Source organism: Fictibacillus nanhaiensis (genome assembly GCF_049537595.1).
Classification (GTDB): Bacteria; Bacillota; Bacilli; order Bacillales; family Fictibacillaceae; genus Fictibacillus; species Fictibacillus nanhaiensis_F.
The window spans coordinates 30954-54537 of sequence record NZ_JBMULM010000002.1 but is presented as its reverse complement, the minus strand read 5'-3'; the positions used below and the strand labels follow the sequence as shown (position 1 = coordinate 54537).

General features: G+C 38.6%; 26 protein-coding genes. 13 read left to right on the top strand and 13 right to left on the bottom strand.

Features of this window, described 5'->3' with window-relative positions:
- Window positions 1–324 precede the first annotated feature (324 nt).
- The 7 genes from ACOZ9X_RS11590 (at window position 325) to ACOZ9X_RS11560 (ending at window position 6989) form a co-directional block, all read left to right on the top strand.
- Complete coding sequence (locus ACOZ9X_RS11590; RefSeq protein ID WP_423418317.1) at window positions 325–1080, top strand: GTP cyclohydrolase II; 756 nt, start codon at window positions 325–327, stop codon at window positions 1078–1080.
- Window positions 1073–2161: a bifunctional diaminohydroxyphosphoribosylaminopyrimidine deaminase/5-amino-6-(5-phosphoribosylamino)uracil reductase RibD gene (gene ribD, locus ACOZ9X_RS11585; RefSeq protein ID WP_423418316.1), complete on the top strand. Its 1089-nt coding sequence runs from the start codon at window positions 1073–1075 to the stop codon at window positions 2159–2161. Before ACOZ9X_RS11590 ends, ribD begins: the two co-directional genes overlap by 8 nt.
- A gap of 13 nt (window positions 2162–2174) precedes the next feature.
- Window positions 2175–2753, top strand: coding sequence for a 5' nucleotidase, NT5C type (locus tag ACOZ9X_RS11580; protein ID WP_423418315.1), 579 nt, complete (start codon window positions 2175–2177; stop codon window positions 2751–2753).
- A 107-nt stretch (window positions 2754–2860) separates the two neighbouring features.
- On the top strand, window positions 2861–3145 hold the full coding sequence (locus ACOZ9X_RS11575) for a hypothetical protein (RefSeq protein WP_423418314.1): 285 nt from the start codon (window positions 2861–2863) through the stop codon (window positions 3143–3145).
- Between the two features lie 182 nt (window positions 3146–3327).
- Window positions 3328–4392 carry a GerAB/ArcD/ProY family transporter gene (locus tag ACOZ9X_RS11570; RefSeq protein ID WP_423418313.1) on the top strand — a complete coding sequence of 355 codons (1065 nt, stop codon included), beginning with the start codon at window positions 3328–3330 and terminating at the stop codon, window positions 4390–4392.
- A gap of 10 nt (window positions 4393–4402) precedes the next feature.
- Window positions 4403–5875 carry a spore germination protein gene (locus ACOZ9X_RS11565; protein ID WP_423418312.1) on the top strand — a complete coding sequence of 491 codons (1473 nt, stop codon included), beginning with the start codon at window positions 4403–4405 and terminating at the stop codon, window positions 5873–5875.
- Window positions 5865–6989 (top strand): Ger(x)C family spore germination protein, encoded by a 1125-nt coding sequence (locus tag ACOZ9X_RS11560; protein WP_423418311.1) that lies wholly within the window; start codon window positions 5865–5867, stop codon window positions 6987–6989. Before ACOZ9X_RS11565 ends, ACOZ9X_RS11560 begins: the two co-directional genes overlap by 11 nt.
- A gap of 20 nt (window positions 6990–7009) precedes the next feature.
- Here the strand turns inward: ACOZ9X_RS11560 and ACOZ9X_RS11555 are convergent, their stop codons facing one another.
- A complete protein-coding gene (locus ACOZ9X_RS11555) occupies window positions 7010–7834 on the bottom strand; it encodes an STAS domain-containing protein (RefSeq protein ID WP_423418310.1) in 825 nt (274 codons plus the stop codon).
- A 358-nt stretch (window positions 7835–8192) separates the two neighbouring features.
- On the opposite strand from ACOZ9X_RS11555, the gene ACOZ9X_RS11550 reads away from it, so the two are divergent.
- The 3 genes from ACOZ9X_RS11550 to ACOZ9X_RS11540 all read left to right on the top strand — a co-directional run bounded on the left by ACOZ9X_RS11550 (window position 8193) and on the right by ACOZ9X_RS11540 (window position 10456).
- Window positions 8193–8501, top strand: a complete 309-nt coding sequence (locus tag ACOZ9X_RS11550) for a PadR family transcriptional regulator (protein WP_423418309.1) — start codon at window positions 8193–8195, stop codon at window positions 8499–8501.
- A 13-nt stretch (window positions 8502–8514) separates the two neighbouring features.
- Window positions 8515–9702 (top strand): chromate transporter, encoded by a 1188-nt coding sequence (locus ACOZ9X_RS11545; RefSeq protein WP_423418308.1) that lies wholly within the window; start codon window positions 8515–8517, stop codon window positions 9700–9702.
- Window positions 9703–9895: 193 nt separating this feature from the next.
- Complete coding sequence (locus ACOZ9X_RS11540; RefSeq protein ID WP_423418307.1) at window positions 9896–10456, top strand: YdhK family protein; 561 nt, start codon at window positions 9896–9898, stop codon at window positions 10454–10456.
- A gap of 156 nt (window positions 10457–10612) precedes the next feature.
- Here ACOZ9X_RS11540 and ACOZ9X_RS11535 read toward each other — a convergent pair whose 3' ends face one another.
- The 11 genes from ACOZ9X_RS11535 to arsC all read right to left on the bottom strand — a co-directional run bounded on the left by ACOZ9X_RS11535 (window position 10613) and on the right by arsC (window position 21053).
- A complete protein-coding gene (locus tag ACOZ9X_RS11535; RefSeq protein WP_423418306.1) occupies window positions 10613–11683 on the bottom strand; it encodes a HAMP domain-containing sensor histidine kinase in 1071 nt (356 codons plus the stop codon).
- Window positions 11676–12371, bottom strand: coding sequence for a response regulator transcription factor (locus ACOZ9X_RS11530; RefSeq protein ID WP_423418305.1), 696 nt, complete (start codon window positions 12369–12371; stop codon window positions 11676–11678). The genes ACOZ9X_RS11535 and ACOZ9X_RS11530 overlap by 8 nt, the downstream gene beginning before the upstream one ends.
- Before the next feature lie 100 nt (window positions 12372–12471).
- The gene (locus ACOZ9X_RS11525; RefSeq protein ID WP_423418304.1) at window positions 12472–13287 is read right to left on the bottom strand and encodes an SDR family NAD(P)-dependent oxidoreductase; all 816 of its coding nucleotides are present in this window, start codon (window positions 13285–13287) and stop codon (window positions 12472–12474) included.
- A 37-nt stretch (window positions 13288–13324) separates the two neighbouring features.
- Complete coding sequence (locus ACOZ9X_RS11520) at window positions 13325–14020, bottom strand: SGNH/GDSL hydrolase family protein (protein ID WP_423418303.1); 696 nt, start codon at window positions 14018–14020, stop codon at window positions 13325–13327.
- A 13-nt stretch (window positions 14021–14033) separates the two neighbouring features.
- Complete coding sequence (locus tag ACOZ9X_RS11515; protein WP_423418302.1) at window positions 14034–14621, bottom strand: TetR family transcriptional regulator C-terminal domain-containing protein; 588 nt, start codon at window positions 14619–14621, stop codon at window positions 14034–14036.
- A gap of 332 nt (window positions 14622–14953) precedes the next feature.
- Window positions 14954–15565, bottom strand: coding sequence for a DedA family protein (locus ACOZ9X_RS11510; protein WP_423418301.1), 612 nt, complete (start codon window positions 15563–15565; stop codon window positions 14954–14956).
- Between the two features lie 92 nt (window positions 15566–15657).
- Complete coding sequence (locus ACOZ9X_RS11505; RefSeq protein ID WP_423418300.1) at window positions 15658–16968, bottom strand: hemolysin family protein; 1311 nt, start codon at window positions 16966–16968, stop codon at window positions 15658–15660.
- 99 nt (window positions 16969–17067) lie between these two features.
- Window positions 17068–17469, bottom strand: coding sequence for a MerR family transcriptional regulator (locus ACOZ9X_RS11500; RefSeq protein WP_423418938.1), 402 nt, complete (start codon window positions 17467–17469; stop codon window positions 17068–17070).
- 313 nt (window positions 17470–17782) lie between these two features.
- Window positions 17783–19192: a SpoVR family protein gene (locus ACOZ9X_RS11495; protein ID WP_423418299.1), complete on the bottom strand. Its 1410-nt coding sequence runs from the start codon at window positions 19190–19192 to the stop codon at window positions 17783–17785.
- Between the two features lie 150 nt (window positions 19193–19342).
- The gene (locus ACOZ9X_RS11490; RefSeq protein WP_423418298.1) at window positions 19343–20563 is read right to left on the bottom strand and encodes a TolB family protein; all 1221 of its coding nucleotides are present in this window, start codon (window positions 20561–20563) and stop codon (window positions 19343–19345) included.
- Between the two features lie 88 nt (window positions 20564–20651).
- Window positions 20652–21053, bottom strand: a complete 402-nt coding sequence (arsC, locus tag ACOZ9X_RS11485; RefSeq protein ID WP_144703067.1) for an arsenate reductase (thioredoxin) — start codon at window positions 21051–21053, stop codon at window positions 20652–20654.
- 138 nt (window positions 21054–21191) lie between these two features.
- Between arsC and ACOZ9X_RS11480 the strand changes: the two genes are divergently transcribed.
- From ACOZ9X_RS11480 to ACOZ9X_RS11470, 3 genes are read left to right on the top strand one after another with little or no spacing between them, the layout of a single operon-like run.
- The gene (locus ACOZ9X_RS11480; protein WP_197126797.1) at window positions 21192–21512 is read left to right on the top strand and encodes an ArsR/SmtB family transcription factor; all 321 of its coding nucleotides are present in this window, start codon (window positions 21192–21194) and stop codon (window positions 21510–21512) included.
- A 40-nt stretch (window positions 21513–21552) separates the two neighbouring features.
- On the top strand, window positions 21553–22845 hold the full coding sequence (locus tag ACOZ9X_RS11475; RefSeq protein ID WP_423418937.1) for an arsenic transporter: 1293 nt from the start codon (window positions 21553–21555) through the stop codon (window positions 22843–22845).
- A gap of 18 nt (window positions 22846–22863) precedes the next feature.
- Window positions 22864–23328, top strand: coding sequence for an ArsI/CadI family heavy metal resistance metalloenzyme (locus ACOZ9X_RS11470; protein WP_423418936.1), 465 nt, complete (start codon window positions 22864–22866; stop codon window positions 23326–23328).
- Between the two features lie 49 nt (window positions 23329–23377).
- Here ACOZ9X_RS11470 and ACOZ9X_RS11465 read toward each other — a convergent pair whose 3' ends face one another.
- Entirely contained in the window at window positions 23378–23575 is a 198-nt protein-coding gene (locus tag ACOZ9X_RS11465; protein WP_423418297.1) for a DUF2642 domain-containing protein, read from the bottom strand.
- Window positions 23576–23584 lie beyond the last annotated feature (9 nt).

Sequence of the window (23584 nt, the reverse complement as noted above, 5' to 3'; positions counted from 1 at the left end):
ACTTCATGGTGTATCTTTTTCTATTGCAGATTTTTAGAACAATACACAAGCCCCCCCCTCTCTAATCCCTAGTATTCGTATCTTTTTAGCACACTTAGTCTGATATCCAATCTTTTTTTGTACATCTACATAAGATAAGAACAGATATATCCGTATTTAAATTTATAGAAAAATGCAATTGGATGGATCCCACAGTAATATGGTTCCATGCTTTTTTTTTCCATTGAGAGCAAAACACTACTTTCAAACGATTTATCTGGTATAAAATAAAGCTATTCATATATAAGCCTACAAAATACGTTTGATCTAAAGAGGGGTATAAGTATGTTACAAAGTAAAAACTTAAAAGAAAAAGTTCTTTCCATCCTTGAAGATAAAATTCAACTTATAAAAAAAGATGAAGGTGCGATTTATTTAGTCGGTCCAATCAAACTCCCTGTTAATTTATATGGGGATACGGTTGTTTTCAACTGGTATTGCTGGTTAGAAGGCTGTGAGCAGACCGAGAATTTTGAGGAAGTAATCGACAAGCTATCTTCTGCTAACCTGGCTGAATATCAACAGTCCAGCGTTTTGGTTTATGGTGACTTTGCATACAATGATGAAGCACTAATTCGTATGCATTCCATCTGTCACACAGGTGATATCTTTGGCAGCAAACGTTGTGACTGCGGATACCAACTAAAGCAGTCGATGAAGATGATCGTAGAACATGGGACTGGTGCGCTCTTTTATTTAGCAAACCATGAAGGCCGTGGTATTGGTCTATTTAGTAAAGCAATGGCTTACCTCCTTCAGGAAAGTGGACAAGATACCGTAGAGGCGAACGAAAGTCTTGGATTTGTAGATGATTCTAGAAATTACGAAGACGCTATTGAAGTATTAAAAGCATTACGTTCAAAACCCGTTACACTCATCACAAACAATCCGAAAAAATTAGAAGCACTTCATCAGGCTGGTCTTTCTGTTACAGCAAGAGCACCGATCTGGGGTGACGTTTCGGAGTACAATGAGAAGTATCTGCAAACCAAGATCAATCGATCTGGCCACTTAGATGAGGGAGTATTCACGAATGAGTAGTCACGAATTCTACATGCAGCTCGCCTTAAATAATGCACAAGCGATGAAAGGTCAAACAGATCCCAACCCTTTGGTGGGGTCTGTGATCGTAAATCACAACGAGATCGTTGGAGTTGGTACTCACCTTAAAGCTGGTGAACCTCACGCTGAAGTTCATGCCATTCGTATGGCTGGAGAGAAAGCGAAAGGCGGTACGATTTATGTTACACTTGAACCCTGCTCTCACCACGGACGAACGGGACCTTGTGCTGTAGCGATCGTAGAAGCTGGAATTAAGAAAGTGGTCATCGCAGCATTAGATCCAAACCCGCTCGTATCCGGAAAAGGCGTACAAATCTTAAAAGATGCAGGAATTGAAGTGGAAACTGGAATACTTCAAGAGGAATCAGAGCGTATGAATGAAGTTTTCAACAAGTTTATCGTTCAGAAGATCCCTTTCGTAACTTTGAAATCAGGAATTACACTTGATGGCAAAATTGCGAGTCATACGAACAATAGCAAATGGATCACATCGCCAGAAGCCCGTGAAGATGTGCATAAGTTACGCAATGAGAATCGAGCTATACTTGTTGGCGTGAATACGGTTATTCATGATGATCCAGAATTAACGACCCGAATCCCCAACGGTCGTAATCCGCTTCGAGTGATCATGGATTCGACGCTTAAGATCCCTCTACAAGCTAAAGTGGTAACAGACCAGCTAGCTGAAACCTGGGTATTCACAACCGAAAATCACAACAAGCAAAAAAAACTACAACTCGAAGCACACGGTGTAAAAGTGTTCATTGCAGGTGAATCTCGCGTTGACCCGCTTGAAGTTTTAAAAACACTAGGAAATAATCTGATCTCTTCCCTTTTGATCGAAGGTGGTGGTACGATCAACGCTTCATTCCTAGAAAACAAGCTTGTTGATAAAGCCGTTTTTTACATCGCACCTAAACTGATCGGTGGACAGCATTCACCTTCCTTTTTTGGTGGGACTGGAATCGAAAAGATGTCTGATGCCATACAGCTGCAAAATCTTACAGTTACTCAAATCGGCCCTGATTATAAGTTTACAAGTTATCCTAAATACGAATAAGAGGTATATATACATGAGATTTGGTTTTGACATTGATGATACGTTGATTAATCTTCGCCAACATGCTTTTCATATCTACAATAGAAAGTTGAAACAAGAAGTTCCAATTGATGTTTTTGACACGATTGAAACTTTGGAGATTCACGAACCGTTCGGTCTCTCTAAAAAGGAAGGGAATCAGATGTGGATTGATTCTATGGAAGAGATTTATTTCACAGATTGCCCTGCTTATCCTGATGCCATTGAAGTATTGCAAGAACTTCATAAAGAGGGTCATGAGATTTTCTACATCACAGCAAGACCTGCAGAGCATTGTGAAGAAACAAAGAAATGGGTCGAGAATGCTGGATTCCCAGTGCAAGAAGGCCGTTTCTTCTGTGGAATGAAAGATGAAGAGAAAATTCATACGATTAAAGATCTGAAGCTGGACTTTTACTTTGATGATAAGCCTAATGTCTTAAATACGTTAACGGAAGAGCCTGTCCAGCTTTATGTCAGACATCAAAATTACAACAAAGATTTGGACATGCCCCGTTTAACGAATTGGTCGGAATTAAAAGAGATCATTAAAAAACATAGCAGCAAAAAATAGGACGCAGTCTTTTGTTTGATGCTTCTTAAGGCAGCACGTTAAAAAACGTGCTGTTTTTTTATACGCTCGTTTTGGTGTATGGTAATAAGACTGGAGGTTAAAATGATATGCTGCTATTCTTATTACTTTGTTTACTCACTGCAGGTTTTTTTATAGAAATCTTTCAAAAGCATATTTTAAGGGTGAAAGACCCTGATATTCATGAATTATGGGCAGAATTAGAAAGCGAAGAATGGTTCCAAGAATTAAACGATATCCCTGAGACCAAGAAGTGGATTGAACTAGATAAACAGAACGGCTTATTGAAAGATCCCTATTATGTACGAAAAATAATTGATCAAAACGGACATCGTGAAGGTTACATACGCTACATCTTAGATAAAACGAAGTAATGGCTCAAACAAAAGGTTGATCTTTTGTTTGAGTTTTTTCGTTTGCCTGAAGCAAACTCGCGGAATTCCATCCAGCACTCATGGGAAAAAAATGTGATTAGCTTAAGAATTATATTTACCTATGGAATAATGCCTTCAAGTTAAAACAATACTAATTCATATTCAATTAACCGGAGGAACGTATGAGAATTCAACCTGGTGTAGCTCCAATTCATATATATGTTCTTTTAATTCTTTCATCCGGCCTCGTAAATCATGTTCTGATTATACCCGTCATCTTATCAGCTTCAGGAAGAGATGCTTGGGTAAGTATTCTTCTTTCAATTGTTCCTTATATCCTTTTTATTTTGCTAATTGGTTCGGTCTTAAAAAAATTAGGAAATCAAAACTTTATACATTTTATAAAAAAACGACTCGGTCCTGTCCCTGTCTATCTGCTCAGCGGTGTATTTATCTTATACTTTTTCTTAAATGCTACGATCACTTTCCGAGATACCATTACATGGACAAAAACAAATTATTTAATGGATACCCCAGCTCTTGTCCTATGTATTTTATTAGGCGTGCTCTGTTTTTTTGGGACTTATAAAGGACTTCAGGAGTTAAGCATGGTAGCTTTGATTGCCTTACCTTTAGTTGTAACATTCGGTTTCTTTATTGCGATTGGAAACATTCCTCATAAAGACTATTCCATGTTATTGCCGATTGCAGAGAATGGCTGGTCTCCTGTGTTAAAAGGCGGAGTTTATGTTTTATCAGGGTTGACAGAGTTAAGCACGCTTTTATTTCTTGTACATCACACTCATAAAACGCTTAAGTGGAAACACATCATTTTTGTAAGTTTTGTTTTAGTGGGTCTTATGTTAGGACCAACAATGGCAGCCATTGCAGAGTTTGGCCCTTACGCAGCCAATAAATTGAGATACCCTGCTTTTGAGCAATGGAAACTGCTAACGATTAGCAAAGAGATTACCAGGATGGACTTCCTTTCCATCTTCCAATGGATTTCTGGTGCTTTTATTAGAGTGAGTCTATTGATGTACTTAGTTACAAAATTGATTGATGTAAAAAAACACAGGATATGGCTAGTTGCTTGCCTATATATACTTGCGATTGCTTATGCCCTTGCTCCTATATCAAACATCTCTATTTTTAACTTTTTGTATCATTACTTCTTTCCGATACAGATGTATGTGATGATGCCAATTATAACGATTTTCTGTCTTTATGTTCTAGTTAAGAAATGAGGAATCTGAGATGAAGTTTATCCACCGTAAAGAAAATACTAAAATTCATGAACTTCTTAGCTGGTTCAGTCATTCCACAGACGTTGTGGTAAAAAACGATTTATTTGCAGAAAAAATAAATAATGCACATACCTTAATGTTTTGTAAAGGGTTAGTTGATACCCAGTTATTAGAAGAAAGTTTGCTTCCCTTCTTAAATGACATCGCTGAGCAGGATGATGTTGCTCTGTTTAACTCTTTAAAAAGTCGGTTTGTGGTTCATGAAATCCTTATTGATTCTGAAAACAAAAGAAAGATTGAGCATAGCTTGTTTTCAGGACAAGTATTGTTAACCGGTTCAAAACATTCTCTATATGCCATCAATCTTGCAAATACGCCAAAACGAACACCAGAAGAATCGAATACGGAGATTTCAATCCGTGGTGCGCGCGACGGTTTTATTGAAGATTTAGAAATAAATTTTGCATTAATCCGAAAACGTCTAAAAACATCTTCACTTAACAGCAAGTCCTTTACGATTGGTAGAAGGAGTCAAACGGCTATTTCCTTACTATTTATTGAAGACATAATCGACCCTGATCTCGTCGTACGCGTCGAGCAGCGTCTTTCTAAGATTGATATAGATGCCCTTGTATCAAGCAGTGAACTTGAAGAAGAATTATCTGATTCTGTTTTTTCCATTTTCCCCCTACTTGATAATACAGGTCGTCCCGATTTTGCGGTTCAATCATTACTTCAAGGAAGATTTGTCATTATTGTAGACGGTTCACCTACAGTTCTCATTGGTCCCGCTTCTCTTGCGATTACGTTGAAATCTCCAGAAGATGCTCATGCCAGTTTTTATATGGTATCGTTTGAACGAGTCCTTCGATTTACTGGACTTTTTACAACCGTTACATTACCCGGACTCTGGATAGCATTGACAACCTTTCACCCAGATCAGCTTCCTTATCCTCTGCTCGCAACGTTAACACTCTCACGAACAGGATTACCGTTATCGTTGCCGCTTGAAATGATGATCATGGTCGTTTTGTTTGAATTGTTTAAAGAAGCAGGAGCTAGACTTCCTAGAGCTGTTGGTCAGACCGTAGCGGTATTAGGCGGACTAATCGTTGGGGATGCGGCAATACGGGCAGGTTTAACCTCTCCTACCACACTTGTTGTTGTAGCTATAACGATGATTGCCAGTTATACGTTCGTTAACCAATCATTGAGTGGGAATCTGCTTTTCTTACGTATATACACTCTAATCATGTGTGCAACGTTTGGATTGTTTGGATTTTTCATATCTATGCTTAGTATATTCTTATTAGTCAGTTCCCTTCGTTCCTTTGACTATCCATATATAGAATCTTTAGCTACACCAAATGTGGCTGATACGTTTAAAACATTTTTCAAAGCTCCTTTTACTCTTATCAAGAAAAGATCTTCGTACCTGTATCCAAAAGACGCTACTCGTCAAGGTGATCGCAATGAGAAATAAGACAAAGATCATGTTCACGTTGTTTTTCTTGCTTCTTATGCTAACAGGTTGCTGGGGATCAAGAGGGATTAATGAGCAGCTCTATATTGAAGCCTTAGGTGTGGATTATAAAGATGGTAAGTATATCGTTTATACCGAATCCGCTGTCTTCTCATCAATCGCTAAACAAGAGGGCGGTGGCGCTCAGGCAGCTGACTCTCCTGTTTTAGTCGGAAGAGAAGAAGGAGATACCCTTACAATGGCTTTCAGGAAGTTAGAGAAATCTTCCCAGTATCCACTATATTACGGACACGTACAAGTAATACTTTTTAGCGAGAGGGTGATTAAAGAAAAACTGAGTGAAGTGATTTCTCACATCGGTCACGATCCTCTAATTCGATTTACAGCATGGATTTTTGGTACGTCAGAGGAAATAAACGAAGTATTAATGGCAAAATCTCTTTTTAAGCAAGCACCAACATACAAAGTTTTGTTTCATCCAGATAGTATGTTGCAAAGAAACCACTCTGTTAACCCATTATCTATGCAGATGCTATTAAGAGATGGCAGCGAACCATTTGGATCAGCCATAATTCCTAACATAAAATTAGTAAAAGGAAAGTGGCAGGAAGATAATGATAAACCCAAGTTACCCACTATAAATGGAGGTTATGTACTTAATAGTATGAACTTTAAAGGAAAGCTGAATGATGCAGAACTTCATGGATTAGAATGGTTAACGAAAGAAAAAAAAGAGAACAAGCTTGAGATTTCATTAGGGGACACTGTTGTTGAACTTGACGTAAAAGGATATAAAATAAAGCTGAATAAGCCCGTTCAAAATGAGCTTAAGTATACAATTGACGTCAAAGCAAAAGCAACAATCGATGAAAATTTAGATATTGTTCCTCGTAAAGAACTTGAAAAGAAAATCGCCCGTAAAATGAAGAAGGATATTAAGCAGACTTATTTAAATGGACTTTCCATAGACAGTGACATTTATAATTTAACCCGTTCAACTTATCGAAAGTCACCGTCTTTAGTTAAAAAGTATGCTTTGCAGAACGACTCTTTGGATTCAGTCAAAGTGAAAGTTCAAATCGTTCATGCAGGAAGTCAGAAGTATAAAGACTAACAAAAAAACTAGCACGCATGCTAGTTTTTTTGTTTGTTACTTTCTATCGCTTGTTTTACATTCGCAAATGTTTTTATTGAAGAAAAATCGATTCCTTCAGAAACCGCATTAATCGCTAGCTCAGGACGCAAACCAGTCACCATTACGTTAATACCAAGTAATGCCAAAACACGGTATACATTAAAAATATGAGACGCCACTTCAGTATCAATGTCGACGATTCCTGAAAAATCCATGATTAACTGTTCAACTTGAAGTTCAGGAATTTTAGGCAGCACATGATTCATAAGGTGCTCTGCTCGATCAGAGTCGATGGTGCCAATCAATGGCAAAACAGCCAGTCCATTTTCGATAGGAACGACAGGTGTTGAAAGCTCACGAAGCTCTCTCTTTGTTTTCTCTAAAATCTCCTCTGACTTTCGTTCAAAGGCAAGAACCGTTTCATTAATGCTTACGTCCAGCATATGATGAACACGCTTAATAATTAATACGACATCTTCCGTAGAAAGTCCGAACTCAATGCTTATATTTAAAATAAAATCCGCAAACACCATTCGAGTATCAGGATAACGGATTAATATATCAGAGATCCGATGATGCTTTGCTGCTGTTTTCTCTCCATTTTCTCGACTCCACTCCAACAGTTCTTCAGGGACAGAACCTTCTTCACAATCGATAGATTCACTTAAAAAGGATAGGAATTCGGAATAAACTTTTCTGGCCTGACTAATGTCAGTATCGCTTACTTGGAAACCAAACTGCCCAATAATATCATCAACGATTTTATTAGCTAGAAGCTCTGCATTTTCTTTTAGATAATGGGCAACCGTTAATGTTGACTTCATCTGCTTCACTCCATATCAAGAAAAATAGTTTTATTATCATACCTTCTATGATTTTATCACTAAAAAACCAGTAAATGGCTAAACTGTGAAAATAATAAAAGAGACAAGTGCTGAGAGATTTTCAAGAAGTATTTTTTCGCATTTATTGTTGTTCTTAGAAGTAGTTGTCTTCCGTCTCAGGATGCTCGCTTTTCGCGGGGCGTGCGGTAGTAGACTCCTCGAAAAAGAATAAGGTAAATATTAAGAGTATGTAAACCTTTAAGTGATTAGGTTGAAAAGAAAAGAAACTCATGTTACCTTTATTTCGAAAACCGATATAGGTAATTGATATTGAGATGTAAATATAGGCGGTGATTATATGGAAGAGAAAACTTTACGAAAACTTTTTCTTGGTTTCATACAAATACACATTCTGCATCATGCGCTTGAACATCCCATATACGGCGTATGGATGCTAGAAGAACTCAGAGAACACGGCTATAACATTAGCACAGGTACACTATATCCCATTCTTCACTCCATGGAAGCAGACGGACTTTTGACAAAGGAAAACAAGAACGTTGAAGGAAAAATTAGAAAGTACTACACCGCAACTGAGAAAGGAAAACTCGTCTTATCAGAAGCGAGAGCAAAAGCTTATGAACTGTTTAAAGAAATCAAAGAGTAAGAGGTGAACATACATGACAGAAAACAAAAGTTTACTTAAAACACTATTAGAAATTCTTATGGTTTCAACTAGGCTAGGTCTCACTTCTTTTGGTGGTCCCATTGCACACCTAGGTTATTTTCATGAAGAATATGTTAGAAAACGCAAATGGATGGATGAAAAAGGCTACGCTGACCTAGTAGCTCTTTGTCAGTTTCTCCCTGGTCCCGCGAGTAGTCAAGTTGGGATAGGAATTGGTGTAATGCGAGGAGGCGTATTAGGAGGAATCGTATCCTTTATCGGCTTTACTCTCCCTTCCGTTATTGCGCTTATCGTTTTCGCACTTATCCTACAAGGATTAAATGTTTCTAACCTAAGCTGGATTCACGGATTAAAGCTCGTAGCCGTTGCTGTTGTGGCACATGCCATTCTAGGGATGGCTGAAAAGTTAACACCAGATTTAAAAAGAAAAACCATCGCACTGTTAGCACTAATTGGAACACTATTGTGGCAGACTGCTTTCTCTCAGGTGGGTGTCATCCTATTAGCAGGCTTATTAGGATTTTTATTATACAGAGACCAAACAGATAACGATGAAACAAAATATGAATTTCCTATTTCAAAAAAATTTGCTGTAATCTGTTTGAGTTTATTCTTTGCGTTACTTCTTCTGTTGCCGCTCTTAAGAGATCTAACTTCTAACAGCTGGATCGCGATCTTTGACAGCTTCTATCGTTCTGGATCACTTGTATTCGGAGGCGGTCATGTGGTTCTTCCGTTACTTGAGCGAGAATTCGTACCATCCGGTTGGATCAGTGAAGAAGCATTCCTGGCTGGTTATGGAGCAGCACAAGCCGTACCTGGACCTCTATTCACGTTTGCAGCTTATATTGGGGCAGTGATGAATGGTTGGCAAGGTGGATTACTTGCTACAGTCGCAATCTTCTTACCTGCTTTTCTGTTAATCTTAGGCGCCCTTCCCTTTTGGAACTTGCTTAGACAGAACGCTAAGATCAAAGGAGCTTTAATGGGTGTTAATGCTGCAGTTGTTGGAATTTTAATATCTGCCTTCTATCAGCCTATTTGGACGACTACGATTATTAAACCGATAGACTTTGCATTTGCAGCAGTACTGTTCAGCATGTTGGTTTATTGGAAACTGCCTCCATGGGTAATCGTTGTAACTGGTGCAATTGGCGGTTTATTGATTTCATTCTTATAAAATTAATTAAACGTTTGTTTAAATTTCTGAAAAAGAAACTGCTTGAGTTCTTAGTGAGCTCAGCAGTTTCTTTTCTATTTTAATAGTCATTCTCTTCACAACTTCTACATAAGTGTCCTTTATGCTAGTCATATGTTCATAAAGTTCTCATGAAGAAGAATACTAACACTAACCCATATAGGAGGTTTTATTAATGGTAAAAAATAAATTATTTATTACGATGTTGCTTTCATTCTCACTCGTTCTTTCAGCATGTGGAAAAGATGAGGCAACAAAAAAGAATGAAGACAGTCAAGATCATGCAGATCACGGAGAAATGAACCATTCAAGTTCAGGTGAAGTTCCTAAAGGACTTAAGGAGAAAGCAAATCCAACATATGATGTTGGAAGTAAAGCGGTTATGAATGCGGATCATATGAAAGGCATGGACGGTGCAGAAGCTACAATCGTTGGGGCATATGATACGACCGTATATACTGTTTCTTACACACCTACAACAGGCGGAAAAAAAGTTAAGGATCATAAGTGGGTCATACACGAAGAGATTAAAGATGCCGGTGATAAACCTCTAACTCCAGGAACAGAAGTTACGCTAGTGGCAGATCACATGAAAGGTATGAAAGGTGCAAAAGCTACCATTGATTCTGCTGAACAAACGACCGTCTACATGGTGGACTATACGCCTACAACAGGTGGGGAACGAGTTAAGAATCACAAATGGGTGACAGAAAGCGAGCTATCAAAGGACAAATAATTTTTATGGGCCCTAAATTGGGATATATGGGCCTTAGAAATTTTTTATGGACCCTTAATCTCCATTTATAGTCCTTCAAATAAGTTTATAGGCTTTTCGACAAAAGCACACATAAATATCGAAAAAAAGCCGGCGTCCCAAATCACGCCGGCTTCCTTATCTGAAAAATTTTATGTTCACGTCAGTACCTTGCTTGTACTCCCCATTTATCCAAATCTGTCCTTCGTGAGCTTCAACAATTCTTTTTACAATCGTTAAACCGATTCCGCTACCTCCATATTCTCGGTTCCTAGATTTTTCTCCACGATAGAAGCGTTCAAATACTTGTTTGCTCTCCTTTTCTGGAATTCCGATTCCCGTATCTTTTATTGATATCAAAACTGATTCGTTATCAATATGAGTGGCAACCGTAACTTCTCCCCCTCTAGGTGTATACCTTAACGCATTGCTGAACAGATTCATAAACACTTGAGACATTCGTTTGGCATCCATATTTATTTCAATATCACTAACCAATTCACTTTTTAGTAATATTCCCTTTTGTACAAATGCTCCTGATACGGCATCCACACTTTTTATGAGGATATGGTTGAGTTGTTGTGGTTTCTTATTTAGTGAGAACTCAGGTGCTTCCATGGCTGTTAAATATTCAAGATCTTGCACGATTGAAATCAGTCGATCGATTTCACTTGTTAATGACTGTATACGAACTGTAGTTGGCTCGAAAACCCCATCTTCAAATGCCTCTAAATGACTTTTAATAGTCGCTAAAGGGGTTCTGAGCTCATGAGCAATATCGGAAGTCATATTTTTACGGAAAGTTTCCTGCAATTGCAGTTTAGCGGCAAGCTGATTTAGCGAGTTACCCAGGTCATTGAGCTCGTCATCTCCAAGTGACTTCACTCTGACTTGAAGCTCTCCCTTAGCCATCTTTTCTGCCGCTTTTCTCATCTCTACCATAGGTCTTGATAAGTTCTTCGCGACAAAATAACTAATGATACAAACTAACAGAATAGCACCAATCGACGTCCAAAGAACTGAACTTAACAGCGCCTTTTCAAAGTGATGCGTTAAAGGCTCTATACTATTAAATTCCGGTACATCTTTTTGAAACATCGTAAAATGGAAATGGACTTCGTACATAATGATGAGGCCGGCAATAATGAGAATGGATGACGCAGCCAATATAAAAACGAGTGTCAGTCTTGCATGCAGACCTTTAAACATGACTGCCTCCAGTAAACTTATATCCTACCCCAAACACTGTAACGATATAGCGTGGGTTCTTAGGATCAGTCTCAAGTTTAGACCTTAAATTTTTGACGTGTTGATCGATGGTTCTGGTGTCACCTTCATAATCGAATCCTAAAATCTTCTCCACTAACTCTTCTCTTGAAAAAACACGATTGGGATGTCTGCCAAATGTCAGCAATAGTTTATATTCATTTGGTGTAAGGTTGACAAGATCGCCATGTATGTACACTTCTTGTTTGTGAGCATCGACTTTAAGCTCTCCTTTGTTATAAGTAATCTGCTCAGCCAATAAGCCCTCATCTCCTGTTCGACGCAATATCGTTTTAACCCGTAAAACAAGTTCGCGCGGACTAAAAGGTTTCACCATATAATCATCAGCGCCGAGCGATAATCCGTTGATGCGATCTTCCTCACTTACCTTTGCAGTCAACATTAAAATGGGTAATGTATGGGTCTGTCTAATTCTCTGACAGAGTGCTTCTCCACTCATATCTGGCAACATAAGGTCAAGAATGACAAAGTCTACAGAGTTATTTTTTATAAAATGAATAGCATCGTTAGCAGTAAGAGCTTCTAAAGTGTTAAACCCTTCCTTCTTTAAGTAAGAAGAGACAACATCCAACAGCTTTGGTTCATCCTCCACGATCAAAATGGTTTTCACGATTACTCCTCCAAAAGTTTAGATTACTTGTATTATAGCGAAGAATTCACGAGTTAAAAAAAATGAACTGCTCCAGAACACTAGCAGTTCACTTCATTTTTTAAGTTAGCCTCGCTTTTCGGCTTACTCTGCAAACAAGCCTCATCAATCCTCTATGTGCTACAGGAAATAGTGTAAAAAAAACGTCCAGCGTTCTACGCATCGGCATAGGGCATATGATAGGCTTATTCTTATGTATGCCGTCTATTGTCATTTTTGCTAGTTTTTCTGGAGACATCATCTTTTGTTTGTGAAATTGCTTCATAATCATATCTTTATCTATATGAATAGCTTTTGCTTTCTCAAAAATAGGTGTGTCAACAAACGTTGGACATAGTGTGCTGACTTTAATGCCGAATTCTTCTGCCTCATAATGAAGGGAAGTTGTTAACCCAACTACTGCATGTTTCGTGGTTCCATAGGCTGCAGAAACGGGAGATGGACCTAAGCCTGCAGCTGAAGCTGTGTTTACGATATGACCAAATCCTTGTTGTTTCATATATTGATAACCTGCATGAGTTCCGTGGATAACTCCCCAAAGATTAACATTCATAATTGTATTCCAGTCATCGAGAGTCATATCATATAATTCACCGTACATCGCGATGCCAGCATTATTAAACAGATAATCTAGTCTTCCAAACTCCGTATACACTTCTTTAATAGTATTCTCTACACTTGCTGCATCGGTTACGTCTAAAAATTGAAATCTTGTATTTTTAGATCCATTGTTTAGTTTCTCTTCAACCTGTATACCTAATTCATGATTGATATCCGTGATAATGACAAACACGTTTTGTGAGACGAGCTCCTCACAAAGTGCGTAACCGATCCCCGAAGCTCCACCTGTTACAATCGCAACTCTCCGCTCATCCATCGACCCAGCCACCTTTGTTACTTATTTTAAACTATGATTACTTCAATGCATCCTTTTCAATACATTGATGTTTATCAATGATTGCTGCATATTCATCTGCAACTATTTGTGCGCCTTTACTGTTCATATGAATGCCATCAAGTGTCAGATGCAATCCACGTTTCTTTGATAACTGATCAATTCTTGATGGTTTTTTATAAAAAAGAACATCTTTCATAACTGTTAATACTTTTGTACTGATATAGTCGGAACTCTTTATTGAAGACAGGTGTTGTTCAAAAACAGAATGGAGATTTAGTGTGGTAGCATTTGCATGTTTGTTCGTGATGGTTGTGATGAGGGTATTTAATTGCTTTATTTCTTTGTTTGAAACATTATTGATGTTTTCACCTACTATTGCTGGGGTGACAGTGATAATACGTTTTGAGGAAGATAAGACACACTCTAATACTTTTTGATAATAATCTTTAAACTCTTCATGGTCCTTTGCAACTGGCTGTGCTTGAACACTAAGTAGTTTTGAATAAACGTCATTAACGCCAATCCATAGGAAAGCAAGATCAAAGTTTTCTAAGTTCTTTTTTGTTAGGCGGCTATGCAAACTTTTAACAGACTCCCCCGGCTTTCCCAGGTTCACAAATGTCATGTGTGGATATTGTTTTTGTAAGAGGTGAAAAAAAGAAACACCAGGTCGTCCCTCTGTTAGACTGTCACCGATTAATCCGATTCTCATAACCATTTCCTCCTTAATTTTGAATGGACTCTAAAAATATACTTACAGCTTTCTTAAAAAGTGGCTCTAAGCTATGAAGTTCTTGAGTATTCGTGAGCTGACAAAGTCCACCAAGCCACGTGCCGATCAACACCGTCCATTCTTCCACATTGCCTTTATTAAACTCTCCTTCTTCTATCCCTTGAACGAGAATTGCACGGTAGGCACCCATTGGAATAACCGCTAATTCGTATAGCTGCTTTACGGATTCTTGACTAGATTCAGGATTGGAAGCAAGCTCCTGTCCTCCTTTTAAGAGAGGAGTTTGGTAATTATAAAGAACATGCATAGCCATTCCATATAGCTTATCGGATGCACAAGTAAAGTCATGTTCTTTGTTCATCCACTTGATATACCACTCGTTCATCGTTCGTTGTGCTAATAACACAAACAACTTTTCTTTATTCTGAAAATGATAATAGATGTGTCCTTTGCTGTAACCAGAAGCTTTTGAGATATCAGCTACTGATGTTTGTGTGTAACCTTTTTGTGAAAAGAGTAAAAAGGCTTTTTCCATGATTTCTTGTTTTGCTGTTTCACTGTTGTATCTTCTTTTGCTCAACGGTTTAATTCCTTTCTTTAAATTGAACGAACGTTCTATTTTTATTATACATTTTTTAACAGATAATAGAATGCGTTTTCTTAGAGATTCACAAAATTGTAAATAATAAAAAAAACACCCCCTAGAGTGTTTTAAACAACTGTTTAATGTTCAAGCATTTCAAAGCTGTAAAGGTCACTTTCGTTTCTTTTAGTCGCAGACTATTTTTCCTTGAAGAATGGGAGATCTTTGAAAACAGCCAACTCCACATCATCTTTCACCTTTTAAAAAAAGAATCCCCTATCACTAGGAGATTCTTGAAAACGTCCAATTATGTTTTTAAAAGAGTAAAGTTAGCTATTTCGTCTGCGCTTTCGTACATAAAGGATGACAACAGCTACAAAGAGTAACGCCAAAACAGCATAGATGATTTTGGAGTAAACGTCCATATATCCTACAATGACTTCCCATGACGCTCCAAAATACGCACCCAGATTAACGAGAGCGATGTTCCAGATCAGCGTTCCGAAAGTTGTAAGAACAAGGAATAAACCAAAATTCATATTGGACATGCCCGCTGGAATAGAGATTAGGCTTCGAATCAACGGAATGAAACGGCAAAAGAATACCGTCCATGGACCATACTTATCAAACCATGCATCTGCTTTGTGAATATCCTTTTTCGTTAATCGAAGGATATGTCCCCATCTGTCAACGACTTTTTCCATACGTTCCACGTCAAGCTGCAATCCTACACCGTATAGAATCACCGCACCCAAAACAGAACCCACTGTCGCCGCTAAAATAACACCTACTATATTTAAATCTGAAGAGTGCGTCATGAACCCTCCAAAAGTTAAGATGATCTCAGATGGAATCGGAGGAAATACGTTTTCTAATGCAATCAAGAGTAGAATTCCCCAGTATCCAAATTCGTTCATAATATTGATTAACCAATTCTCCATAACTAACTCCTTTATTTCTATAACTAAACTTCCTTGAGCAACTACTGCTTTTTTATAAAAAAGACGTGCAGAGCTTGCACGTCTTCTTTAATTTAGTGTATAGATTCTTCGTTCTTCAAATTTAATACTTCAAGTGACTTAACATGATACCCATCGATTTCTAAAATCTTGAAACGATAATTTTCTACTGAAACCTCATCGCCCATTTTAATCTCCATCTTTTCAGAAAGAATCCATCCACCGATCGTATCCACATCTTCATCGTTAATGTTTAGACCAAAAAGATCGTTCACTTCTGAAATCAATACTTTCCCGTCAAGAATTGTTCTGTTTTCATCGACCTTTTTGATATCAGGCACTTCATCCTCATCAAATTCATCTCGTATTTCGCCTACGATTTCTTCAAGAATATCTTCAACTGTAACAAGTCCTGAAGTACCACCATATTCATCGATCAAGATCGCCATATGAACACGTTCTTTCTGCATTTTTAACAATAGATCATGAATAGGCATCGTTTCAAAAACCTGAATAACAGGTCTTACATACTCTTCGAGCGAAGCATCTGGATTCTTGCCGTTAACGAAGTCTGTTAACACTTGCTTCATGTTTACCATACCAACAACACTGTCTTTATCTCCATCTATGATCGGATATCGAGTATAGTTCTCTTCTGTTACAACAGCAATGCTTTCTTTTACAGTTTCTGATTTATCGAGTGTTATCATATCAACGCGAGGTACCATAATTTCTTTAGCGGTACGGTCGTCGAATTGGAAGATGTTATTCACATATTTAAACTCTGACTGGTTGATCTCACCGCTTTTATAGCTCTCAGAAAGAATGAGTCTCAACTCTTCCTCCGAGTGAGCAAGTTCATGTTCAGATGCAGGCTTCAAACCAAACCATCCTGTAAAAATACGCGCAGATCCGTTCAAAGTTTTAATAAACGGATACATGAGCTTATAAAAGAACATGATTGGTTTTGCGATTCTCAACGTAACCGCTTCTGCCTTTTGAATAGCGAGTGTTTTTGGTGCCAGCTCTCCAATAACTACGTGTAAGAATGTAATTAAAGCAAAGGCGATGATAAACGATAAGATACTTGAAACAGATTCAGACAGATCAAACTCTACAAAAAGAGGATGCAACAAGTGCTCTACCGTCGGCTCTCCTAACCACCCTAATCCTAACGCCGTAATGGTTATACCAAGCTGACAGGCTGAAAGGTATTCGTCGAGGTTTCCGACAACCTTTCTAGCAGCTACCGCTTTCGTATTTCCCTCTGCAACGAGTTGATCCAGTCTTGTTGTACGAATCTTTACAATCGCAAATTCGGTAGCTACAAAAAAAGCTGTCAGCGCAATTAATATAGCTACCATAATTAAGTTAATAATCTCCAAATGTTCTCCTCATGGTTACATGAACCACAAGGAATACACCTCCCAGGTTGTATAAATAGTTTCGATCGTATAACACGAATAATATCTCTCAACTATTATTTACCCGAAAAGTAAAAGTAATGAATGCGCTAAAGTCATGCCTTGAGAAGAGACTTTATTTAAGAGCAGCTCTCTTTGTTTATCGTTTAGGCTTTCCATGATCGGCTTTATCTCTTTGATCTCTGCCTCTAGGTGTTTCATGAGTTCTGCGATCTGGTCCACATACTTCTCGACCTGTTCATTTTCAATACTTTTCAATTTGACTAGTTCAATCACAGACTTGATTTCATGTAAGGGCATGTTCAATTTCTTATAATGTTCGATCAACCCTAATACATGGATCGTCTCTTCGTCATATAATCGATAATTCGAATCCGTTCGAAGAGGCTGGAGTAAACCAATCTGGGAATAATAGTCGATGGTTCTTTTAGATACATTTGTTACCTCTGCTAGTTCACCAATACGATACGCCTTCCCAATATCCTCACCTCTTCCTCTTGATAATTACATACAATGTACAACAGCGAAAACCATACAGTCAACTGGACAGTTTTACATGTCACGAAACGTTCAAAAAGAAAAACTGTTTTCGTAAACTATGTTGCTTATGGAAGGAGTTGATTTCCGTTCCAGATTTTTCGCTTTCCGCGGGACAGGCGGTGAGCCACATTTATACAATTAAACCTGACCATTGTAATGAAAAGAAAATTATCGTTAAATTTCAACAAAAAAACATCCCTCTTAAACAGGAATGTTTTTTAAACACTTGTTTAATTTAAAGATACTTCCGATGCACCGTTTTTCCGTCATACGTGAACAAAACAGGCTTCTGTTCAATTCTCGTCTCCATATGAACAGGACGACCCCATAGATAATGAAGATGTGGAAGCACTTTTTCAAGGTATTTCACATCCAGCTCCATATCTTCAAAGCTATGATTGAGGTAAAGCTCCCCGTTCTTCATATAATCTGCGTCGTTGACCGTGATGTAAGGAAATCCTCCGTTTACCCTCATGCCTACAAGCTGATCACGAACTTCTTCCCACTGCTTATCAACTACCTTATATTCCTTGCCTTGCTTTTGAAAAAGGTACATGTCTTCCCGCTGAGCGAGATCTTTGGTTAGGTAATTTCGGATAAACGACATATCAGATTCCAGTTCACGGACTTCGAACATCTTTTCACGTCCTGAGCCAGGTTTTACTCCTTGTCTGATTAGTTCTTCGCTTGGGTTGTTGTAGCGTTCTTCTATGTCTTTAAAGATCTGCAAGCCCAGATAATAAGGGTTGATCGATGTCTTCGATGGCTGGACAACTCCTGCGTTTAGTTTCGCGAATTCTATTGTCTCGTGTGAGGTCAAATCCATCTCTTGCAGGATTTTTGCGTGCCAATAAGACGCCCAGCCTTCGTTCATGATTTTCGTTTCAAGCTGTGGCCAGAAATAGAGCATCTCTTCTCTCATCATGGAAAGGATATCACGCTGCCATTCTTCAAGCTCGCGGCTATATTGTTCGATAAATAACAAAATGTCCTTTTCAGGTTGGGGCGGAAATGATTTTTTCTTTTTCAATGCCGGTTTTGGACCTTTCTTGTCATCGAGTTTCCATAGATCATCGTAAGGTGTTTCTTTTTTAGGCGTAAGATCTTCCTCATCTTCAAATACATAGTTTAATTTGTTTCGCACAATTGACGGATCGATATGTTCTTGTATGGCAAGAACAGCATCTAAGAACTGTTCGACCTCTTTTTTGCCGTATAGATGTTCATATTGAGCGACTCGTTCAGCTGTTGCCGTCATGCATTCAACCATGTCTCTTCTCGTATTTGAAAAGCGAACATTGTTTTTAAAGAAGTCACAGTGTGCGAGAACATGCGCAATGATTAATTTATTCTGGATCAACGAATTCGTATCAAGTAAGAACGCGTAACACGGATCTGAGTTAATAACGAGCTCATAGATTTTACTCAATCCTAGATCATACTGAAGCTTCATTTTGTGGAACTGTTTCCCGAAACTCCAATGTGAGAAACGGGTTGGCATTCCGTACGCACCAAATGTATAAATAATATCGGCAGGACATATCTCATACCGCATCGGGTAAAAATCAAGGCCAAAGTGGTCAGCAATCTCGGTAATTTCAGCTATTGCTTTTTCTAGCTCCTTATTTTGCAAGTCCCAGTTCATATTTTCCCCCTCCTGCTATTTCCTTACTTTTAACTGTATGAAACAAAACAGGCATTCATGAGAAAACAAGTGAAATATTGGACGGGTTTCATGAACTTCTTTTTGTACAAAGTTAAAAGGTGAATCCATTTTCATGGATCCACCTTGTTTTCACCTTGCTTCATATATATCTAACATGCACGACCATCTAGAACAATTCTCTGGCGTATGGAGATTATTAATCCATAACGTTTCAGGAGCATCTAAAGCTTCTTTTACCATTACTTTTGCACTCTGGCTATTTGTACGAATCCACGTTAGCTGTTCACCTGGTAATGTTTTTGGATAAACGTCCGTTTCCCCACGAGCTGGATTCGTTAATCTCTTTGCACTTCCGTCTTTTATTCTCACACTAACTAAGAAAGGCTTTGCCCTTTTTTCCTGGGGTACCCCATAGCCCCACTCTATCTGACGGCTCACAATAATGTTTTCATCATTCAACCAAGTAAAATCCCCGTCCGCATAACCGGTGTAACTTAGATTAATTTCTTTACCACTCTTAGGATTCCATACCGTTAATCGTTTATTTTCAGATGTCAGCCTTCCGATCCCTTTTATGAAGCCAAGCTGTTTCGTATTCGGCGACCATTGGAACCAGTTCGGCTGATCCAACATGTTTCCAATCATTCGAGTTCTAGAGCCATCTAAAGAAACAACCATTAATGTATTACTGTCCGCTGACATGGATGCTGTTGGACAGGCGATGAACGCAAACCACTGATCATCCATCCCCCACTTAAATTCTGTAGTACCTATAGCAAAGAACGTTTCACTCATCTTAGGCAGCGTCGTAATGTTTTGTACTTTATTCAATTCTCCGTTTGCATTCACAGGAACGTAAAAAAGTCGAACTGGACTCCAGCCATCGGGCTCTAGATTAGCAGAAGAGGAGACAACAAATCCTCTCCCGTCAGGTGCCCAACTGTAGTTTCCTGTGCCAAGGATGACATTTTTAAAGGATGAAGCAGGTCTCGATAGGTCGATTACATTGAGCACACCACCGCTTTTCCAAGCAAGCTTCGATTCTGTTGGAGACCATCTCGTCAAACTCAAATCACCATCAAATACTTTTCTTTTTAAACGCGTTACACGGTTATACACCCATAGCTCTTTCCCTTTACGTGCTATGTAACTAATGTAGGTACCGTTGCTTGAAAACGTTGGATGACTAAGGTTAGAGCCTTCTACTAGCTTTCTTTCTATTTCCCCTTCTTTCAGCCAAAGTCCGTCATTTCTTATAAATGCCGCTCTTCTATCAGAAGCTTCTGCAAAGTTTGAGTGGCTAATTATCATACTAATAAAGATCAATCCGAAAAGTAGAAAACGTTTCATGTGATCACCTCATTAGTAACATGAGCGAAATGAAGAAAATCATACTAAAAAAACTCAGGAACAATGATGTCCCTGAGCTTATCCAACCTTATTCTCCTGTTTCAGCAAAGCGTTTGATGCGAGCTGCGATCTCATCCCGAACGCGTTGGAATTCACTCCACTCTTTTCCTGCTGGATCATCGAATCCCCAATGTTCACGCGTTTTGTGAGGTGGAGTTGCTGGACATACATCGTTTGCATGTCCACATAATGTTACGACTAAGTCTGCTTTTTCTAGAATGTCTTTGTCGATCACATCTGATGTCTGATTCGTAATGTCAATATCCACTTCTTTCATCGCTTTGATCGCGTTTGGATTAACACCATGTGCTTCGATGCCAGCTGAGTATACGTCATATTTATCACCAAGGTAGTGGTGTCCAAATCCTTCTGCCATCTGAGAACGGCAAGAATTACCTGTGCAAAGGAAATAGATGATTGGTTTAGCCATTTTGTAAAACCTCCTGTAGTAAAGAACTTCTTTCGGAACTATCATAATATAAGTATATCCTTATATCAATATTTATTTATATATTCTTTGACATTTTATATAAACATATGGTTATATACTAATGAGGTGAAGTCAATTATGGAACTTGATCAGTTAACGGAATGTTATAAAGCAATGGCAGATAAAACACGATTGAATATATTAGCATTACTCCGCCACGAAGAATTATGTGTATGTGAGTTAGTTGATATCTTAAAGATGACACAGCCTAGTATTTCACAGCACTTAAGAAAATTGAAGCAAGCTAAACTCGTTAAAGAACGACGTAACAGTCAATGGATCTTCTACTCCATCGATGGAGAGATCTATCCATTCATTAAAGCAAACTTAGATTCATTGCCTGATATGTCAGCTAAGATTGAAGAGTTAAAAGCTTCAGGTGGAAAGGTTTGTTGCTAACTTAGAATTACATAAAATAGGGGGGATTCTTATGAACAGCATGGCATTAATGGCCTTCGCTGTATTTTTAGTTACGATTATTTTTGTTATCTGGCAACCACGCGGACTTTCCATCGGTTGGTCTGCTACCGTCGGAGCCATCATCGCGCTTCTTCTTGGCGTGGTTTCACTCGCTGATGTGTGGACGGTTACTGGTATTGTTTGGAATGCTACATTAGCTTTTGTAGCGATCATCCTCATATCAATTATTCTAGATGAGATCGGTTTCTTCGAATGGTCCGCCTTGCATATGGCGCGACTTGCAGGTGGAAACGGTAAAAAAATGTTTGCCTATGTGATCCTGCTTGGAGCTGCAGTTTCAGCATTTTTTGCAAATGATGGAGCAGCATTAATCCTGACTCCTATCGTACTTGCTCAAGTTCGAGCATTGAAATTAAAAGAAGCCATGATATTACCGTTCATTATGGCAAGTGGGTTTATTGCAGATACCACATCATTACCTCTTGTTGTCTCAAACTTAGTAAATATCGTGTCTGCAGATTTCTTTAATATCGGATTCGTTGAATACGCAAGCCGCATGATCGTGCCGAACTTCTTTTCACTGTTCGCTAGTATGCTTGTTTTGTTCCTCTTTTTCAGAAATGATATACCGAAGAACTATGATCTCTCTCAGCTCAAGCAACCAAAAGAAGCCATTCGAGATGAAAAGATGTTCAAGCTTTCATGGATCATACTAGCTGTTCTATTAATTGGGTACTTAACGAGTGAGTTTATTGGTGTTCCTGTCTCATTCATTGCAGGAGCTGCAGCTCTTTTCTTTATCATCGTTGCTCGTAAAAGTCCTGCTATTCAAACAAAAAAAGTAATTAAAGATGCACCTTGGACTGTTGTTGTCTTTTCAATTGGTATGTATGTAGTCGTTTATGGTCTTCGTAATGCAGGACTTACAGATATGCTCGGCAGCTGGATTCAAGTAATCGCTGATCAAGGGTTGTTCGCTGCTACAATCGGAATGGGTTTCTTGGCAGCTATCTTGTCATCTGTTATGAACAATATGCCAACGGTTATGATTGATGCACTAGCTATACAGGGAACAGAAACATCAGGAGTTATTCGTGAAGCATTGATATACGCGAATGTAATTGGTTCTGACTTAGGACCAAAGATCACTCCGATCGGTTCACTTGCCACTCTTTTATGGCTGCACGTCTTATCGAAAAAAGGTGTGAAGATTACATGGGGCTATTATTTCAAGATCGGAATCATCTTGACTGTCCCAACACTTTTCATTACGCTTACCGGCCTTTACTTATGGTTATTGCTATTATCTTAATAAGAAGGAGAGATCATGATGATTCAACGCATGCATGTCGCAGTCAACTGTTCAGACTTAGAAAAATCTCTAGCGTTCTATAAAAGCTTTTTCGGTACGGAACCGACAAAAGTAAAAGAGAATTACGCGAAATTTGAGCTCGATCAACCCGCTCTTCACTTTTCATTGAATGCACGTCCCTTTTCTAAAGACGGAGTCCTAAATCATCTCGGTTTCCAGGTTAACAACACGGAAGATGTTCTAGCCATGGGAGAAAGACTTAGAAAATCAGGACTGCTGTTAATCGACGAGATGGATACAACTTGCTGTTACGCTGTTCAAGATAAAGTATGGGTATATGATCCGGACGGCAACGCATGGGAGATCTTCTATACAAAGGAAGACTCAGAATTTGAATCTGCTGGTGATGCACGAGATTTATCTTTATGCTGTGCACCCCCTCAACAACCTCAACCCATCACGCTAGGTTTCACAAAAAAATAAACAAAAAATCCCTCTGCACAATTTTAGATGCGAGGGATTTTTATTATGATTAAATGGTGGATATAGCAACGATTTCATCAATACGAATTATGATCTGATCCCAATAGTTATGGTTATCGCTCATCACACATAGCGTAATATAATCTCTTTCTACAGCTCTTAGTCTACCTTCGTAAGAATGATTTGTTGTATCCACCACAACCTGCCTCTCCAAAAGACACTTTGCTTCTCTTCTGAAGTTCTTCAACACCAATCA

Coding starts and splice junctions, on each gene's coding strand:
- ACOZ9X_RS11590 (WP_423418317.1), top strand. CDS start 325: ATGTTACAAAGTAAAAACTTAAAAGAAAAAGTTCTTTCCATCCTTGAA.
- ribD (WP_423418316.1), top strand. CDS start 1,073: ATGAGTAGTCACGAATTCTACATGCAGCTCGCCTTAAATAATGCACAA.
- ACOZ9X_RS11580 (WP_423418315.1), top strand. CDS start 2,175: ATGAGATTTGGTTTTGACATTGATGATACGTTGATTAATCTTCGCCAA.
- ACOZ9X_RS11575 (WP_423418314.1), top strand. CDS start 2,861: ATGCTGCTATTCTTATTACTTTGTTTACTCACTGCAGGTTTTTTTATA.
- ACOZ9X_RS11570 (WP_423418313.1), top strand. CDS start 3,328: ATGAGAATTCAACCTGGTGTAGCTCCAATTCATATATATGTTCTTTTA.
- ACOZ9X_RS11565 (WP_423418312.1), top strand. CDS start 4,403: ATGAAGTTTATCCACCGTAAAGAAAATACTAAAATTCATGAACTTCTT.
- ACOZ9X_RS11560 (WP_423418311.1), top strand. CDS start 5,865: ATGAGAAATAAGACAAAGATCATGTTCACGTTGTTTTTCTTGCTTCTT.
- ACOZ9X_RS11555 (WP_423418310.1), bottom strand. CDS start 7,834: ATGAAGTCAACATTAACGGTTGCCCATTATCTAAAAGAAAATGCAGAG.
- ACOZ9X_RS11550 (WP_423418309.1), top strand. CDS start 8,193: ATGGAAGAGAAAACTTTACGAAAACTTTTTCTTGGTTTCATACAAATA.
- ACOZ9X_RS11545 (WP_423418308.1), top strand. CDS start 8,515: ATGACAGAAAACAAAAGTTTACTTAAAACACTATTAGAAATTCTTATG.
- ACOZ9X_RS11540 (WP_423418307.1), top strand. CDS start 9,896: ATGGTAAAAAATAAATTATTTATTACGATGTTGCTTTCATTCTCACTC.
- ACOZ9X_RS11535 (WP_423418306.1), bottom strand. CDS start 11,683: ATGTTTAAAGGTCTGCATGCAAGACTGACACTCGTTTTTATATTGGCT.
- ACOZ9X_RS11525 (WP_423418304.1), bottom strand. CDS start 13,287: ATGGATGAGCGGAGAGTTGCGATTGTAACAGGTGGAGCTTCGGGGATC.
- ACOZ9X_RS11520 (WP_423418303.1), bottom strand. CDS start 14,020: ATGAGAATCGGATTAATCGGTGACAGTCTAACAGAGGGACGACCTGGT.
- ACOZ9X_RS11510 (WP_423418301.1), bottom strand. CDS start 15,565: ATGGAGAATTGGTTAATCAATATTATGAACGAATTTGGATACTGGGGA.
- ACOZ9X_RS11495 (WP_423418299.1), bottom strand. CDS start 19,192: ATGAACTGGGACTTGCAAAATAAGGAGCTAGAAAAAGCAATAGCTGAA.
- ACOZ9X_RS11490 (WP_423418298.1), bottom strand. CDS start 20,563: ATGAAACGTTTTCTACTTTTCGGATTGATCTTTATTAGTATGATAATT.
- arsC (WP_144703067.1), bottom strand. CDS start 21,053: ATGGCTAAACCAATCATCTATTTCCTTTGCACAGGTAATTCTTGCCGT.
- ACOZ9X_RS11480 (WP_197126797.1), top strand. CDS start 21,192: ATGGAACTTGATCAGTTAACGGAATGTTATAAAGCAATGGCAGATAAA.
- ACOZ9X_RS11475 (WP_423418937.1), top strand. CDS start 21,553: ATGGCATTAATGGCCTTCGCTGTATTTTTAGTTACGATTATTTTTGTT.
- ACOZ9X_RS11470 (WP_423418936.1), top strand. CDS start 22,864: ATGATTCAACGCATGCATGTCGCAGTCAACTGTTCAGACTTAGAAAAA.